The sequence below is a fragment of the Staphylococcus sp. HMSC069D12 genome (assembly GCF_001810405.1).
Classification (GTDB): domain Bacteria; phylum Bacillota; class Bacilli; order Staphylococcales; family Staphylococcaceae; genus Staphylococcus; species Staphylococcus haemolyticus.
The window spans coordinates 297,129-311,891 of the sequence record NZ_KV801108.1; the positions used below are offsets into that span (position 1 = coordinate 297,129).

Annotated in this window: 15 protein-coding genes; 9 read left to right on the top strand and 6 right to left on the bottom strand. The window is 32.1% G+C overall.

Going from position 1 to position 14,763, the window contains the following annotated elements; translation table 11 throughout:
* Nucleotides 1-111 precede the first annotated feature (111 nt).
* The 3 genes from yjbH to HMPREF2737_RS07225 all read right to left on the bottom strand — a co-directional run bounded on the left by yjbH (nt 112) and on the right by HMPREF2737_RS07225 (nt 1,967).
* The gene (gene yjbH, locus HMPREF2737_RS07215) at nt 112-909 is read right to left on the bottom strand and encodes a protease adaptor protein YjbH (protein ID WP_037535471.1); all 798 of its coding nucleotides are present in this window, start codon (nt 907-909) and stop codon (nt 112-114) included.
* Nucleotides 910-932: 23 nt separating this feature from the next.
* On the bottom strand, nt 933-1,298 hold the full coding sequence (locus HMPREF2737_RS07220; protein WP_037549098.1) for a truncated hemoglobin YjbI: 366 nt from the start codon (nt 1,296-1,298) through the stop codon (nt 933-935).
* 87 nt (nt 1,299-1,385) lie between these two features.
* Nucleotides 1,386-1,967, bottom strand: a complete 582-nt coding sequence (locus tag HMPREF2737_RS07225) for a CYTH domain-containing protein (protein WP_037549101.1) — start codon at nt 1,965-1,967, stop codon at nt 1,386-1,388.
* 245 nt (nt 1,968-2,212) lie between these two features.
* On the opposite strand from HMPREF2737_RS07225, the gene HMPREF2737_RS07230 reads away from it, so the two are divergent.
* From HMPREF2737_RS07230 to fabI, 7 genes are all read left to right on the top strand, one after another.
* On the top strand, nt 2,213-2,560 hold the full coding sequence (locus tag HMPREF2737_RS07230; protein ID WP_011276223.1) for a UPF0738 family protein: 348 nt from the start codon (nt 2,213-2,215) through the stop codon (nt 2,558-2,560).
* A gap of 16 nt (nt 2,561-2,576) precedes the next feature.
* Nucleotides 2,577-3,206, top strand: coding sequence for a GTP diphosphokinase (locus tag HMPREF2737_RS07235; RefSeq protein ID WP_011276222.1), 630 nt, complete (start codon nt 2,577-2,579; stop codon nt 3,204-3,206).
* Nucleotides 3,207-3,218: 12 nt separating this feature from the next.
* Nucleotides 3,219-4,028, top strand: a complete 810-nt coding sequence (locus tag HMPREF2737_RS07240; protein ID WP_011276221.1) for an NAD kinase — start codon at nt 3,219-3,221, stop codon at nt 4,026-4,028.
* Nucleotides 4,025-4,888 carry an RluA family pseudouridine synthase gene (locus HMPREF2737_RS07245; protein ID WP_037549105.1) on the top strand — a complete coding sequence of 288 codons (864 nt, stop codon included), beginning with the start codon at nt 4,025-4,027 and terminating at the stop codon, nt 4,886-4,888. Before HMPREF2737_RS07240 ends, HMPREF2737_RS07245 begins: the two co-directional genes overlap by 4 nt.
* Nucleotides 4,889-4,906: 18 nt before the next feature.
* On the top strand, nt 4,907-6,295 hold the full coding sequence (gene mgtE / locus HMPREF2737_RS07250) for a magnesium transporter (RefSeq protein WP_370741136.1): 1,389 nt from the start codon (nt 4,907-4,909) through the stop codon (nt 6,293-6,295).
* Nucleotides 6,296-6,304: 9 nt separating this feature from the next.
* Entirely contained in the window at nt 6,305-8,149 is a 1,845-nt protein-coding gene (locus HMPREF2737_RS07255; RefSeq protein ID WP_037549108.1) for a monovalent cation:proton antiporter family protein, read from the top strand.
* Between the two features lie 365 nt (nt 8,150-8,514).
* A complete protein-coding gene (fabI, locus tag HMPREF2737_RS07260) occupies nt 8,515-9,285 on the top strand; it encodes an enoyl-ACP reductase FabI (RefSeq protein WP_037535483.1) in 771 nt (256 codons plus the stop codon).
* A 123-nt stretch (nt 9,286-9,408) separates the two neighbouring features.
* Here the strand turns inward: fabI and cozEa are convergent, their stop codons facing one another.
* Nucleotides 9,409-10,494, bottom strand: coding sequence for a lipoteichoic acid biosynthesis protein CozEa (gene cozEa / locus HMPREF2737_RS07265; RefSeq protein ID WP_037549111.1), 1,086 nt, complete (start codon nt 10,492-10,494; stop codon nt 9,409-9,411).
* A gap of 288 nt (nt 10,495-10,782) precedes the next feature.
* Between cozEa and HMPREF2737_RS07270 the strand changes: the two genes are divergently transcribed.
* Complete coding sequence (locus HMPREF2737_RS07270; RefSeq protein WP_037549113.1) at nt 10,783-11,547, top strand: esterase family protein; 765 nt, start codon at nt 10,783-10,785, stop codon at nt 11,545-11,547.
* A 178-nt stretch (nt 11,548-11,725) separates the two neighbouring features.
* Nucleotides 11,726-12,235, top strand: a complete 510-nt coding sequence (locus HMPREF2737_RS07275) for a YjcG family protein (RefSeq protein ID WP_011276214.1) — start codon at nt 11,726-11,728, stop codon at nt 12,233-12,235.
* 88 nt (nt 12,236-12,323) lie between these two features.
* Here HMPREF2737_RS07275 and ltaA read toward each other — a convergent pair whose 3' ends face one another.
* Both ltaA and HMPREF2737_RS07285 read right to left on the bottom strand, forming a co-directional pair.
* The gene (gene ltaA / locus HMPREF2737_RS07280) at nt 12,324-13,520 is read right to left on the bottom strand and encodes a lipoteichoic acid biosynthesis MFS flippase LtaA (RefSeq protein WP_052071607.1); all 1,197 of its coding nucleotides are present in this window, start codon (nt 13,518-13,520) and stop codon (nt 12,324-12,326) included.
* Nucleotides 13,498-14,673: a diglucosyl diacylglycerol synthase gene (locus tag HMPREF2737_RS07285; protein ID WP_011276212.1), complete on the bottom strand. Its 1,176-nt coding sequence runs from the start codon at nt 14,671-14,673 to the stop codon at nt 13,498-13,500. Before HMPREF2737_RS07285 ends, ltaA begins: the two co-directional genes overlap by 23 nt.
* Nucleotides 14,674-14,763: the final 90 nt, after the last annotated feature.

The following is a 14,763-nucleotide window of genomic DNA, read 5'->3' on the forward strand; positions in this document are numbered from 1 at the left end:
TATATAACAATAATAGAAACAGAGTCGTTCAACCTTAAATTGATAGGTACACAAAAATAAGCCATCCAATGCATGAATATGATCATCATTGAATGGCTATTGTTAGTTACCCTATATTCTAGGCATTTTTGATTGCCAAAAATCTCCTTCAGGATATTGAAGTTTTTCTACTTTTTGTTGTAACGCCAATTTCTTAAGTTCTTTTGTCATTAACTTTTCGGGCCACTCATATATGGTCAATAGTTCTTCCATAGTAACGAGTTGTTTCTTTTGAATATAATGTTCAATTTTAGGTGGAAGATTTTTTTCAATTGGCGTACCCATTAATTCATTAATAATATATGTGTAAATGTGATATGGATATAATCCTTCTACTTTCAGGCCTTCCTCATGAACATCTTCACTGAAAAATACGAGTGAAGGTGCTTGCTCAATTTCCATTTCTCGAGCAATGTGTAAATCTATTTTTAAACTTTCGGTTAATTTGCTTTTTTGTAAATCTTCTTTGAATTCATTGTAATCTAAACCTGCATTAATGATGCAGTCACAAATCATTTCTTCCGTAATAATATCCTTCTTAGGAATAATTTCATTTTGCATTAAATGGATGAAACGTTCCGCTCTTAAACGGCCTTGTAATTCAGCAGCTTTATAAGCTAAGGCGATATTATCAAAATCAGATGTACTTTGCGCTTGGCACTTAGTAAGTACTTTCAATGAAGGGTTTAGAATATGTCTGATACGGATATATTGATTATATTCAATTCTTAATTTAGAAATAATCGCTGATAATTTAAAGCAATCTGTATTAAATGGATCAAAAAATGAATAAATTTCAATTTTATTTACAGGTGACAGATTAGCATCTTCACGACTTCTATTGTCTACAATTTTTAGTTCTTCAGCCATGTTTTACTCACCTTCAATTATATTTAGGAATTTACCATATGGTTTGCGGTTAGACGTAAACGTTCATATAAATAGTCTCCAACACCAGCTGGAAACTGTGCTTCGGTTATTGCAGCATGCATATTTTCTAACCATGCATCTTTCTCATAAGTTGTAATTTTAAATTCCATATGTCTTTTTTTTAACATCGGATGTCCATGTTCTTTAGTATATAGGTTCGGTCCACCTAGAAATTGAGTGAGAAATTGCTTTTGTTTTCTACTCGTTTCGGCAAAATTCCCAGGGAACAAATGATTGATTCTGTCATCTTTCTCAACTAGAGCATAGAAATGATCAATCATATTATAAAGTGCTGTTTCACCTATAATATCGTATGGCGTTTTAGACATAATATCACCAATTTCCGTTAATATATTACTAATATAACATGAATTTTTACATTTAAAAGTAATTTGACTTTTTACAGCGACGTACTGCTATTTGTCAATTTGATTCTTATAGTCAAAGAAACGTTGAACTTTATTGTTAGGTACGGTGTGCTTAAGATTAAATTCTTCTAATAAACTATGAAATTTTTTTAAACCATTGTTATAGTCAGTAACTTCAAATTCTAACTCATAATCAACTTTGTCGAAATAATCACTTCGATCTAATACTAACAATTCATTTTTATAGTTCGTTTCTAAACGAGCTGTTCTCAATGCGCCTAATATAGTTAATTCATTGTCATTAATATCATATGATTCGACAATTTCTCGTATATCTTCTGGTAGTGAGTTATTGGATATTATATCACCTGTTTTAGGAATATATTTGACCATATGATTATATTCCATCAAACCTACGTCGGCTGGCACTTTTAAGGTCATTTCATATGTGTCGTTTTTAACACGGATTCGTAATGCAGATTTATGATCTCGCAATATGAAGTTAGGAGTATCAATATAGTAGTTTATTTGAATAAAAGGTTCTTTATGTTCAAAAAAAGTATATTTAAATTTATCGTACACATCTTTACTTAGTAATTGTTTGAATTCTATTTCATTATTTGTCGCCATAATTTGCACCTCTAAATCCATTTATTGTAATTCATTATGACTGAGTTATATAAATATTTAAAGTAATTATATATGAATGAAAAAGTAAATCTGAGTACATAAGTATAGTTTATAAATTGATTTGATTTGTCACAACATAATGAGCTTCGTTCAATAGTGGATAGACGAGTAAGAAGTGCATTTCAAACGTGTGTTATACAGTTAAATTATGTTAAACTAATAAAGAATAATAAGGAGGAACAAGCATGCGTATTTATGTAAATGAAATTAAAATTAAAGATGATGGCATTTATTGCTACTCAGAAGATCCAACTGATGGATTAGTAGAAGTAGGACAAATGCTTGTTGATAGTGATAATTACGGATTTGCCTACTTATTAGATGACGGACAATCATATGATTACTTGATTTTCGTTCAAGAAACATGGTCCATGTTGCATGAGAATAGAGGCAAGAAACTAATAGTGAACGATGACTTGGTTTTAGAGCATTTTCAAGAGGAATTAGATTACATACTTGAGAATGTTGAAGGAAATAATAACTATGGTAAGGAGTTTGTTTCAGCTGTTGAAGAAACTTTTGACCTAAAGTGAAGCGGAGTGAAACAATATGAATCAATGGGATCAATTTTTAACACCATATAAACAAGCCGTTGATGAATTAAAGGTAAAATTAAAAGGTTTGCGTAAGCAATATGAAGTTGGAGAAGATGCTTCACCCATTGAATTCGTTACTGGTCGAGTAAAACCAATTACGAGTATTATTGATAAGGCGAATAAAAGGGGAATACCGTTTGATAGACTACGTGAAGAGATGTACGACATTGCTGGTCTTAGAATGATGTGTCAATTTGTGGACGATATCGATGTGGTTGTTAATATGCTTAGACAACGACAAGATTTCAAAGTGATTGAGGAACGTGACTACATCAATAACACAAAACAAAGTGGTTATCGTTCATATCATGTGATTATTGAATATCCAATTGAAACATTAAACGGTCAGAAAGCCATTTTAGCGGAAATACAAATACGAACATTAGCAATGAATTTCTGGGCTACAATTGAGCATACATTAAGATATAAATATGACGGGGATTATCCAGCGGAAATTCAGCATCGTCTTGAGCGTGCAGCTGAAGCGGCATATCTTCTAGATGAAGAGATGTCTGAGATTAAAGATGAAATTCAAGAAGCACAGAAATATTATTCTCAAAAACGTGCAAAAAAACATGACTAATGAGGTGTGGGGATGCGTTATACTATCTTGTCTAAAGGTGATTCAAAATCCAATGCATTAAAGCATAAAATGATAAATCATATGAAAGATTTCCACATGGTAGAAGATGCCGTTAATCCAGAAATTGTTATTTCTGTAGGTGGAGATGGAACTTTATTACAAGCCTTTCATCAATACAGCCACATGCTTTCTCAAGTGGCATTTGTAGGTGTACATACAGGACATTTAGGTTTTTATGCTGATTGGTTACCTCATGAAGTTGAGAAATTAATTATTGAAATTAATAACTCTGAATTTCAAGTCATCGAATATCCATTATTAGAAATTATTGTCAGATACAATGATAATGGTTATGAAACACGTTATTTAGCTTTAAATGAAGCAACAATGAAAACGGAAAATGGTTCAACCCTTGTAGTTGATGTGGGAATTCGTGGTAAGCAATTTGAACGTTTTAGAGGTGACGGTTTATGTATATCAACCCCTTCAGGTTCAACTGCTTATAATAAGGCATTAGGTGGAGCACTAATACATCCCTCACTTGAAGCTATGCAGATTGCAGAAATAGCCTCTATCAATAATAGAGTATTTAGAACAGTGGGTTCACCACTTGTTTTGCCAAAGCATCATACATGTTTAATTACACCTGTTAATCACGATACCATTTTAACTACAATTGATCATGTTAGTTTAAAACATAAAAATGTCAATGGTATTCAGTTTAGAGTGGCTAATGAGAAAGTGCGTTTTGCTAGATTTAGACCTTTCCCATTTTGGAAAAGAGTACATGATTCATTCATTGAAAGTGAAGATGGACGATGAAATTTGAATACGTGATACAGCATAATGAAATGCTTAAGTCTTTTTTGCAGCGTCACCAATATTCTAAAAAGACAATTAGCGCCATTAAACATAATGGCGCTTTAATTATTAATAACAGTCATGTAACTGTCAGAAAAATGATGATGCCAGGTGATGAGTTAACTATTGCGTTACCTGATGAAACACCCAGCTCATATTTGATTCCATCACGTAATCCAATTGAAATATTGTATGAAGATGATTATTTAATTATTGTGTCAAAACCAAACTATTTAAATAGCACTCCGTCAAGAGAACATCCGCACGATAGTTTGATAGAGCGTGTACTTTATTATTTAAATGTTGGTCAGTTAATCGATACATCAATCGTACCGCATATTGTTACACGTTTAGACCGTAACACTAGAGGCATTGTAATATTTGCTAAGCATGGGCATATCCATCATTTAATGACGACGAGTGCAATAGATAAAAGGTATATGTGTGTATGTTATGGTCAAATGCTATTGAGTGGTGTTATAGAAGAACCGATTGCTAGAGATAGCCAGAGTATTATTACTAGGAAAGTTGATGCTTCAGGAAAATACGCAAAGACTTCATATGAAACAGTAATGACCAAACCTGAAGCGAGCTTATGTGAAATTAAATTACATACTGGAAGAACGCATCAAATACGCGTTCATTTTAATTATGTAGGACATCCTCTTGTTGGTGATGATTTATATGAAGGAAATCATCCTGAAATTCATACGCAATCTTTACAATGCTATAAAGTGACATTCATACATCCAATTTATAATAGAGAAATTGAGATAGAAATAGATTATAAATGGCTACAAAACATTTTTGCAGAATTATAATAAGATTTGGAGGTGTTGATGTTGTCATTAGAAACAGAAAATAATGACTATAATACTGACGAAGTGTATAACCAAAATTTGTTAGATGATCTTTTAAAACAAGACGATATTGATAGTTTTAGAGAAGAATTTCTAGCAATGCACGAATATGAACAAAGTGAATATTTTGAAGACACTACGAATGAAAATAGACAAAAGATATTTGAATTTTTATCACCTCAAGAAGTAGGAGAATTCTTTGAACAATTAGAAATAGATGATGAAGCATATGAAGACCTTTTTGATACGATGAATGCACATTATGCTAGTAAAGTTTTAGAAGAGATGTCTTCGGATAATGCTGTAGATATATTAAATGAACTTTCGAAACCGAAAGTAGCTAGTTTGCTAACGTTAATGAACCGTGACGATGCTAATGAAATTAAGCATCTATTACATTATGAAGAAGATACAGCCGGCGGTATCATGACGACGGAATATATCTCATTAGATGTCAATACTCCGGTTAAAGAAGCATTAATGTTAGTAAAAGAACAAGCACCAGATGCCGAAACGATTTATGTTATTTTTGGCATTAATACCGATGGACAATTAGTTGGAGTATTATCTTTAAGAGATTTAATTGTAGCTGAAAATGATGCATATATAGAGGATATAATGAGTGATCGTGTGATTAGCGTTAATGTAGCAGATGACCAAGAAGATGTAGCTCAAAAAATGAGAGACTATGACTTTATTGCAATGCCAGTAATAGATTATCAACAACATTTACTTGGTATTATTACAATTGATGATATTCTAGATGTTATGGATGAAGAGGCAAGTGAAGACTACTCTCGTTTAGCTGGGGTATCTGATATTGACTCAACAAATGATTCTGTAGTGAAAACTGCTACTAAACGATTGCCTTGGCTCATCATTCTTACATTTTTAGGAATGATTACCGCTACTATATTAGGTGGTTTTGAGGCAACATTATCACAAGTTGCATTATTAGCTGCATTTATACCTATTATTAGTGGTATGTCCGGAAATTCTGGTACACAATCACTTGCGGTGTCTGTACGTAATATCTCTACTGGGGAAATTGATGAACAAAGTAAATTTAAGGTTGCATTGAGAGAAGCGGGAAGTGGCTTGCTTTCAGGATTAGTTTGTGCCACTGTTTTATTTATTATCATCGTTGTTATATATAGACAACCATTTTTAGCACTAATAGTTGGAGGCAGTCTTACTATTGCAATGACGGTTGGTACGTTAGTTGGTTCTATGATTCCATTATTTATGAATAAACTGAATATTGATCCAGCCGTAGCCAGCGGACCATTTATTACAACAATTAATGATATTGTAAGTATGTTAATTTACTTTGGTTTAGCAACAACATTCATGTCATATTTAACATAGGGGGACAAAATGGAGTTCTTTTCACTAGTCATTGTAGTTCTAGCAGCATTTTTAACACCAATTATTATAAATAGACTGAACATCAATTTTTTACCAGTGGTTGTAGCCGAAATCATCATGGGTATTATTATTGGACAGTCTATCCTAAATCTAGTACATAAAGATAGTATGCTTAATATATTATCAACGTTGGGCTTTATCTTTTTAATGTTTTTAAGTGGTTTAGAGATTGACTTTAGCACTTTTAAAAAAGATAAGAGAAATCGACAAGGTACGAACAAACATGAAAAAAATGTACCAAGCCATCTTAATTTAGCGCTAACCGTATTCGCATTTATTATGATTATATCAGTAATATTAGCTTACGCGTTCAAATGGTTAGGACTCGTAGATGATGTGTTATTAATGATAATTATCATATCAACGATATCACTAGGTGTCGTAGTGCCTACTTTAAAAGAAATGAATATAATGCGTACAACTATCGGTCAATTTATATTATTAGTAGCCGTATTGGCTGACCTAGTAACGATGGTACTGTTAACTATTTACGGTGGTATCAATGGTAGTGGTAACGGTTCAGTTTGGCTTTCAGCAATTTTACTTGTATTTACTGCTATTTTCTATATATTAGGCGTTGTATTTAAGCGTATGAAATTTTTACATCGCTTAATTGGTGGTACTACACAAATAGGTATAAGAGCAATCTTTGCATTAATTATTCTATTAGTTGCACTTGCAGAGGGTGTAGGCGCTGAATATATACTAGGCGCATTCTTAGCTGGTGTGGTTGTATCCTTACTGAAACCAGATGAAGAATTAGTGCATACACTCGATTCATTTGGATACGGGTTCTTTATACCAATCTTCTTTATCATGGTTGGTGTTGATTTAAATATTCCGTCATTAATTAAAGAACCATCATTATTATTAATTATTCCAGTGCTCATTCTAGCTTTTATTATTTCAAAATTAATTCCAGTTTTCTTTATTAGACGTTGGTTTGATAATAAGACAACGATAGCATCAGCATTTTTACTTACTTCAACATTATCATTAGTTATAGCATCTGCTAAAATTGCAGAGCAATTAAATACAATATCATCTGAAATGTCAGGCATTTTGATTTTAAGTGCAATCATCACGTGTGTGTTTGTACCGATTATTTTCAAGAAAATGTTTCCAATTCCAGATGAGGCTAATCGTAAAATTGATATTGCATTAATTGGCAAGAATCAATTGACGATTCCAATTGTGCAAAACTTGTCACCACACTTATATAATATTACATTATATTATCGCAAAGATTTAGGAGATAAGCGTAATTTATCTGACCATATAACTGTTGTAGAAATATCGAATTATGAAGAACAACTCTTAGAAAGATTAGGGTTATTCAATCAAGACATCGTAGTTTGTTCTGCTAATGATGATAGTCTTAACCGTGATGTGGCAAAATTAGCCAAAGCACATGATGTTAAACGCGTAATTTGTCGACTTGAAAATAGTAATGAAGATGAAGAAATGAAAGGTGAAGGTATTGAAGTATTCAGTAATTTCATTAGTAATAAAATCTTCCTACAAGGCTTAATTGAAACACCAAATATGTTAAACATTTTAAGCAATGTTGAAACATCATTGTATGAAATTGAAATGTTAAATCATCAATATGAAAATATTCAACTACGTAATTTCCCATTTGGTGGAGATATTATCTTCGTTCGAATTATTCGTAATAATGAATCAATCGTGCCCCATGGTGATACACAACTTAGATACAAAGATAGACTTATCGTAACGGGTTCAAAAGAATACGTAGATGAATTAAAATCAGATCTAGAATTTTATTATTGATTTAGAAAAAATCAATAACAGGTGTAAGGGGTGGGACAGAATTCTTTTTAAATTCATGGTCCCACCCCAACTTGTTTATCTTGTAGAATTTCTTTATAAAAATCTTTCTTGCTAGGGCACCGCTCGAAAGGATGACTATAACTGAGAATACGCAATTTTTGGCTCTCTCAGTTCAGTCAGCTTCTGCGAATTTGAAAAATAGCATCATTATATTATTTATGGACCAAGCTCTCATGTATGACCAGGTTATAATATTGCTTTATCATTATGAAGCAAAAATGGTAAAATAATAACGTTAGATTAGTCTACATTGTTTGTACAGTGAGATTAAGATATAAAAAACGATGATTAAGGAGTTATTTCGAATGATTAATCTTGAAAATAAAACCTTCGTAATTATGGGTATTGCTAATAAACGTAGTATCGGATTTGGTGTTGCAAAGGTATTAGATCAATTAGGGGCTAAACTTGTTTTCACATATCGTAAAGACCGTAGCCGCAAAGAATTAGAAAAATTATTAGAACAATTAAACCAAGAAGATCCAAAATTATATCAAATCGATGTTCAAAAAGATGAAGATGTAGTAAATGGTTTCGCTAAAATTGGCGAAGAAGTAGGCAATATTGATGGCGTTTATCACTCTATCGCATTTGCAAATATTGAAGACTTACGTGGACGTTTCTCTGAAACATCACGTGAAGGCTTCTTACTTGCGCAAGATATCAGTTCATATTCATTAACAATTGTTGCGCACGAAGCGAAGAAAATAATGCCAAACGGTGGTAGTATTGTTGCAACAACATACCTTGGTGGTGAATTTGCCGTTCAAAACTATAATGTAATGGGTGTAGCTAAAGCAAGTTTAGAAGCTAATGTTAAATATTTAGCTTATGATTTAGGCCCGGACAACATTCGAGTAAATGCTATTTCTGCTGGCCCAATTCGTACATTAAGTGCTAAAGGTGTTGGTGGTTTCAACACAATCCTTAAAGAAATTGAAGAACGTGCACCATTAAGACGAAACGTGGATCAAGAAGAAGTAGGTAAAACTGCTGCTTACTTATTGAGTGATTTCTCAAGTGGCGTAACTGGTGAGAATATCCATGTAGATAGTGGTTTCCACGCAATAAAATAATAAATTAATTCAATTACTTGGTGTGTATAGCACCAAGTTTTTTTGTATTTATAAAAAGAAGTGAACTTGAATGCATTGTAAATTCAAGTTCACTCCTGAAACGTTTTTTAAATTTATATTAATCTAGTCTTTAACGTCGCTATTAGCTTTATCAATAATGCGTTGACGATATTTAAAGACATTGCTCGCAATAGTCTTAAGTACTGCATAGAGTGGTACGGCAATTAAAATAAGTGTGAACCCACCTAAATCTCCAGCGGCTAAAATAACAACAATTATTGTAAGTGGGTGAATACTTAAAGATTTACCCATAACATTTGGTGTAATCACATTACCCTCAAGTTGTTGGGCGATTAATGTAACAACACAAACCCAAATAAATGTAGTAGGACTATCTATGATACCGAGCAAAGCTGCAGGTGCAAATGATAACCATGGTCCTAAGAAAGGTATTAAGTTAGCTACACCAGCAAATAGTACTAATAAAGGTGTATATGGTAAACCAATAATGGTATAACCAATATATAAAATGACCCCTAAAATAACACTTACAGTCACTTGTCCTTGAATGTATGATTTTAATGTGAAGTTTAAATCTTTCATTAAGTCGACTACAAATACTTTACGTTCTCCCTTGAAAAATTTAGCAAGAGCAGGAATGAATTTTTCATGATCTTTTAACATGTAAATTAAGAAGAACGGTACCATGATAAGTAAGAAGACAGTTGAAATAAATGACGTTAAGTATGTAAATGAATTAGCCAAAATTCCAGTCATACTATCACCAATTGATTTTACAGCAGAATTAATTCTATCTGTTACATCGCTTGGAAGTTTATCCATTTGCGTAAGTGAGAAGTTAACAATTTGTTCAGCTTCTTTTTGCAGTGATGGTGTTGCTTTTATTAAACTATTAACGTTAGAGATAATAATTGGTGCTATAAATGCGACTACGATAGCAATAATAGCAATTAAACCAATAAAAATTGTAGTGATACTTGCCCAACGCGGGAAACCCCACTTTTCAAGAATACTTTGGAAAGGTAAGCAGATATAGAATAAAAATCCGCTAATCATAAATGGAAGAAATACAGAACCGATAATGGTTACAATAGGTGAAAAAACACTTTGTACTTCCATAAACAATTTAATTAGCACGAACAAGATAACTAGGGCAATTCCTGTTCGGAACCAAACTTTGTTAAGCATAAGCTTACGTCCTCCTATTTTCATTTGTTCATTATTTAATTAGTATATATCAATTAAGACGCGTTAAAAAGGGAAATTTTAACTTCTAGACAGATACACTGAGATTAATGAAGTTCATATTTAATATTGTAATTAATAAATATAGAGCTACATTTTGAAAAAAAGTGTTATAACTATGTATAAGTTACCAAATTTCGTGAGTATGGAACATTAGATTTTTATCAGAGATTTAAAAGTCATCATTATCTTGATACAATAAGTATATTCTATTTAGGGGGCATCAATATTATGTCGAATTTCAAATCAGGCAAAATTAATAAACATATATTACATAGTAATATCTTAGAAAGAGATGTTACATTATCAGTATATTTGCCTGAAGATTACTCTGAATTATTTAAGTATCAAGTCATTATATGTTTTGACGGGCTAGATTTTTTAAGATTTGGAAGACTTCAACGTGAATATGAACGGTTGAGAAGAGAGGATGAAATTCAACGAGCCATTATAGTTGGATTTCATTATGAAGATGTTGATAAACGTAGAGAAGAATTTCATCCACAGGGTACTAGAAGTCATAAAACCGTACAAGCTATTGGTAAAGAGTTGCTGCCATTTATTGATAAGACGTTTCCAACTTATAAAGTAGGTAATGCCAGAATTTTAATGGGAGATAGTCTTGCTGGTAGTATAGCACTTTTAACCGCATTGACTTACCCAACTATTTTCAGTCAAGTAGCAATGCTTAGCCCGCATTCAGATGAAACTGTAATAGATAAATTTAATAAGTGTATACAATATGGTGAATTGTCTATTTGGCACGCTATTGGTTTAGAAGAAGAAGATTTTGCTTTGCCAACAACTGGAGAACGTGCAAACTTTTTAACACCAAATAGAGATTTAGCAACAGTCATTAAAGACAAAGAGCTCACATATCATTATTTAGAATTTGAGGGTGGACATAACTGGAAATCTTGGAAACCTCTATTATCAGACATTCTTAAATATTATTTAAGCGATGAAGTAACTACACAAGAGTCAAATGAAGTTTAATTACTTGTATTTTTAATAGTATCATCAATGCTAAGATTTAATTGAGATAATTAAATGTACAATACTACGAAGTAAATGTTTAGATAATGTAAACCTTTTCAAAAAATTCAGCTAACTAATAACGTAATATATAGAATTTTGCTATAATAGTAATATGTTAAACAAAGGAGGAATTTCAATGAATATAGGATTAGCATTAATTCCGTCAAAATCATTTCAAGATGAAGTGAATGGTTATCGTAAACGTTATGATACTGAGTATGCACGTATCATGCCTCATATTACGATCAAATCACACTTTGAAATCAATGATGATGAATTAGATTCAGTAAAAGAAGAAGTTAAAAAAAGATTAGAAGGTTTCGGACCTGTAGATGTTCATGCTACAAAAGCTTCAAGCTTTAAACCAACTAACAATGTAATTTATTTTAAAGTTGCTAAAACTGATGAATTAGAACAACTTTTCAATTTATTTAATACTGAAGATTTTCATGGTGAAGCTGAGCATCCATTCGTGCCACACTTTACGATTGCTCAAGGTTTAACAAGCCAAGAATTCGAGGATATATTTGGTCAAGTAGAATTAGTAGGGGTAGACCTTAAAGAAAAAATTGAAGAACTATCATTATTACGCTATGACGAAGAAGAGGATAAATGGAAAGTGATTGATACTTTCAAGTTAGCGTAAAATTAAATAATATGTAAAATAAAAATCTAGCTAATGTACAATGTATGATGTACATTAACTAGATTTTTAGTATTTTATCTACTTTTTATTAGAAACGATTTGCTTTGCCTCGATACTTTACAAAATAAACACCGTAGAATATCGCTAATACTAAAAAGATTGCTGCAGAAAAATAAAATGTATTATTTAAACCACTAGAAAACTGAGCGATTAAGCCTCCAAATAAAGGACCTATCATAGAACCAAATCCTTGAACACTATTAAATACGCCCCAAGTTTCTTCTTGTTCAGCGGGATCAATTTGCCCTGCCATAAATGTATTCCATGCAGGCAATAATATCCCATACATTAAACCTATAAATATCGCTACAATCCAGACGATAAGGATATTTGTTACTAAAGATAAACCGAAGATAAACGCTGTGAATAGTATAAAACCTGTAAAAATAACTGCATACATAAAGCTTTTACTATTTTTATCAATAATCTTAGATAAAAATAACATTGCAAAGGCACAACCGGCGCCACCTATAGCGATGGCAATGGTGTACTCAATAGTACTTACGCCTACTACCTTTGTAGCATATGTAGGTAGTATAGGTAGCAATGCTGAAATAGAAGCACCTTGTAATAAAATACCAGGGAATAACACTAAGTGACGTTTCATAACATTAACGATTTGTTCTAATTGTTCACTAACAGGTTTAGTATTGTAATTTGTTAATTTAATATCAACAAAATAATACAATACCCATGCAATGACTACAACAAGTAACATCATAAATGCAAATCGAGTAGGATGTAATTTAACTAGAACATTCATAAATGCCCATCCTACGAGTAATCCTAATAACCAAGCAAAGTAAACATAGCCCATTTGTTTACCACGTTGTGCTTCCTCTACACTAGATAACATGATAACCCATATAGGACTAACAGCAATACCCAACATGATAGCACTCAAAATGATAACTATTGGATTAGTTGGGAACCAAATGACTAAGAATAAACTAATAAAAGCTAATAAAAAACCTAAGGTTAATACTAGCTTAGTACCAAATTTTTTCAAAAGAAATCCGATGACAAAATTCGTTGCCGCATCGGATATAAAGTGAATTGATAATGCCGCTGAAGTCACTGCAACAGCAATAGAGGTAACGGTTGGTAAATAATTAACGTAACTTAATACATACATTCCCCGTGCAAACTCCATTAAGAACAAAATAACGAGCATTATCTTGAAGTTCTTACTAATTCCTTTATTACTTAACGAAGAATCTGGCATATAAAGGAACCTTTCCATATATTTCTTGTTGTTGTGATGAACTGTCTAAGATATTTAATAAATCGGTACATAGTCTATAAGTTGAATGGTTAACCTTTTCTTCAGTCATTTTATTAGTCATAGCTTGTAAGCGGTACTCGTGATTTGTTAAATCAGAAACAATATCTATAGCTTCTTCAGGTGTATTCGCGATTTTACCATATGATTTATCTTGGAAATATAATGCATTTTCAAGCTCTTGACCTGGAGCCGGATTCAAGAAGATCATTGGTAAACTACGTGTTAAACCTTCGGAAATCGTTATTCCACCTGGTTTTGTAATCATAAGTTGACTTGATGCCATCCATTCATTCATATGTTTTGTATATCCTAGAATAAGGACATTGTCATATGATTTAAATTGCATTTCTAAAGTACGTTTTAACCCTTTGCTACGACCACAAACCATTACGATTTGTGATTGTGGACTTTTCTGAAGAATGTTATCAATCATATAGTCAAATCCTTTTGATACACCAAATGCCCCGGCAGACATCAGAATAGTTGGTTTATCAGGATTTAAATTATGTTTCTTCAACCAAGCAACTTTATCGATGTCAGATTCAAATTTATCGGATATAGGTATTCCAGTCACTTTTATATCAGAAGCAGGGATACCAGCATTGACGAAATCACGTTTGGTATCGTCAGTAGCTACATAATATCTATGAGAGTTAGGCGTTATCCAGTTTTTTTGTAGACGGTAATCTGTCATAACAGTTGCGATTGGAATATTTATGTTAAACTGCTCTGTTAGCACTGACATTACTGGAGTAGGGAATGTCAATAAGATTAAGTCTGGTTTTTCTTTAAGTAGTAGATTGATTAATTTATTTAATCCATAATATTTATAAAAACATTTATCTAATTCATCAGGGCGACTATAATAAAAGTTTTTATACATATTTCTAAAATACTTAAAGCTATTGATATACCATTTTTTGCAAATAGAAGTTAAGATTGGGTGTGCTTCCATAAACAAATCATGCTCAATAACTGATAGATGAGACAAGTTCATTTCATTAAGTTGATTAACAACACTTTGTGTCACTTGTAAATGTCCATTTCCAAATGAGCCGGTAATAATCAATATCTTTTTATTTTGAGTAACCATTAATAGTCACCCTCCATTAATTTAAATTTAAAACACGCAATAACGCATTCTGATTTAACTATAGTAGCAATAAACATACTTACATAGTTT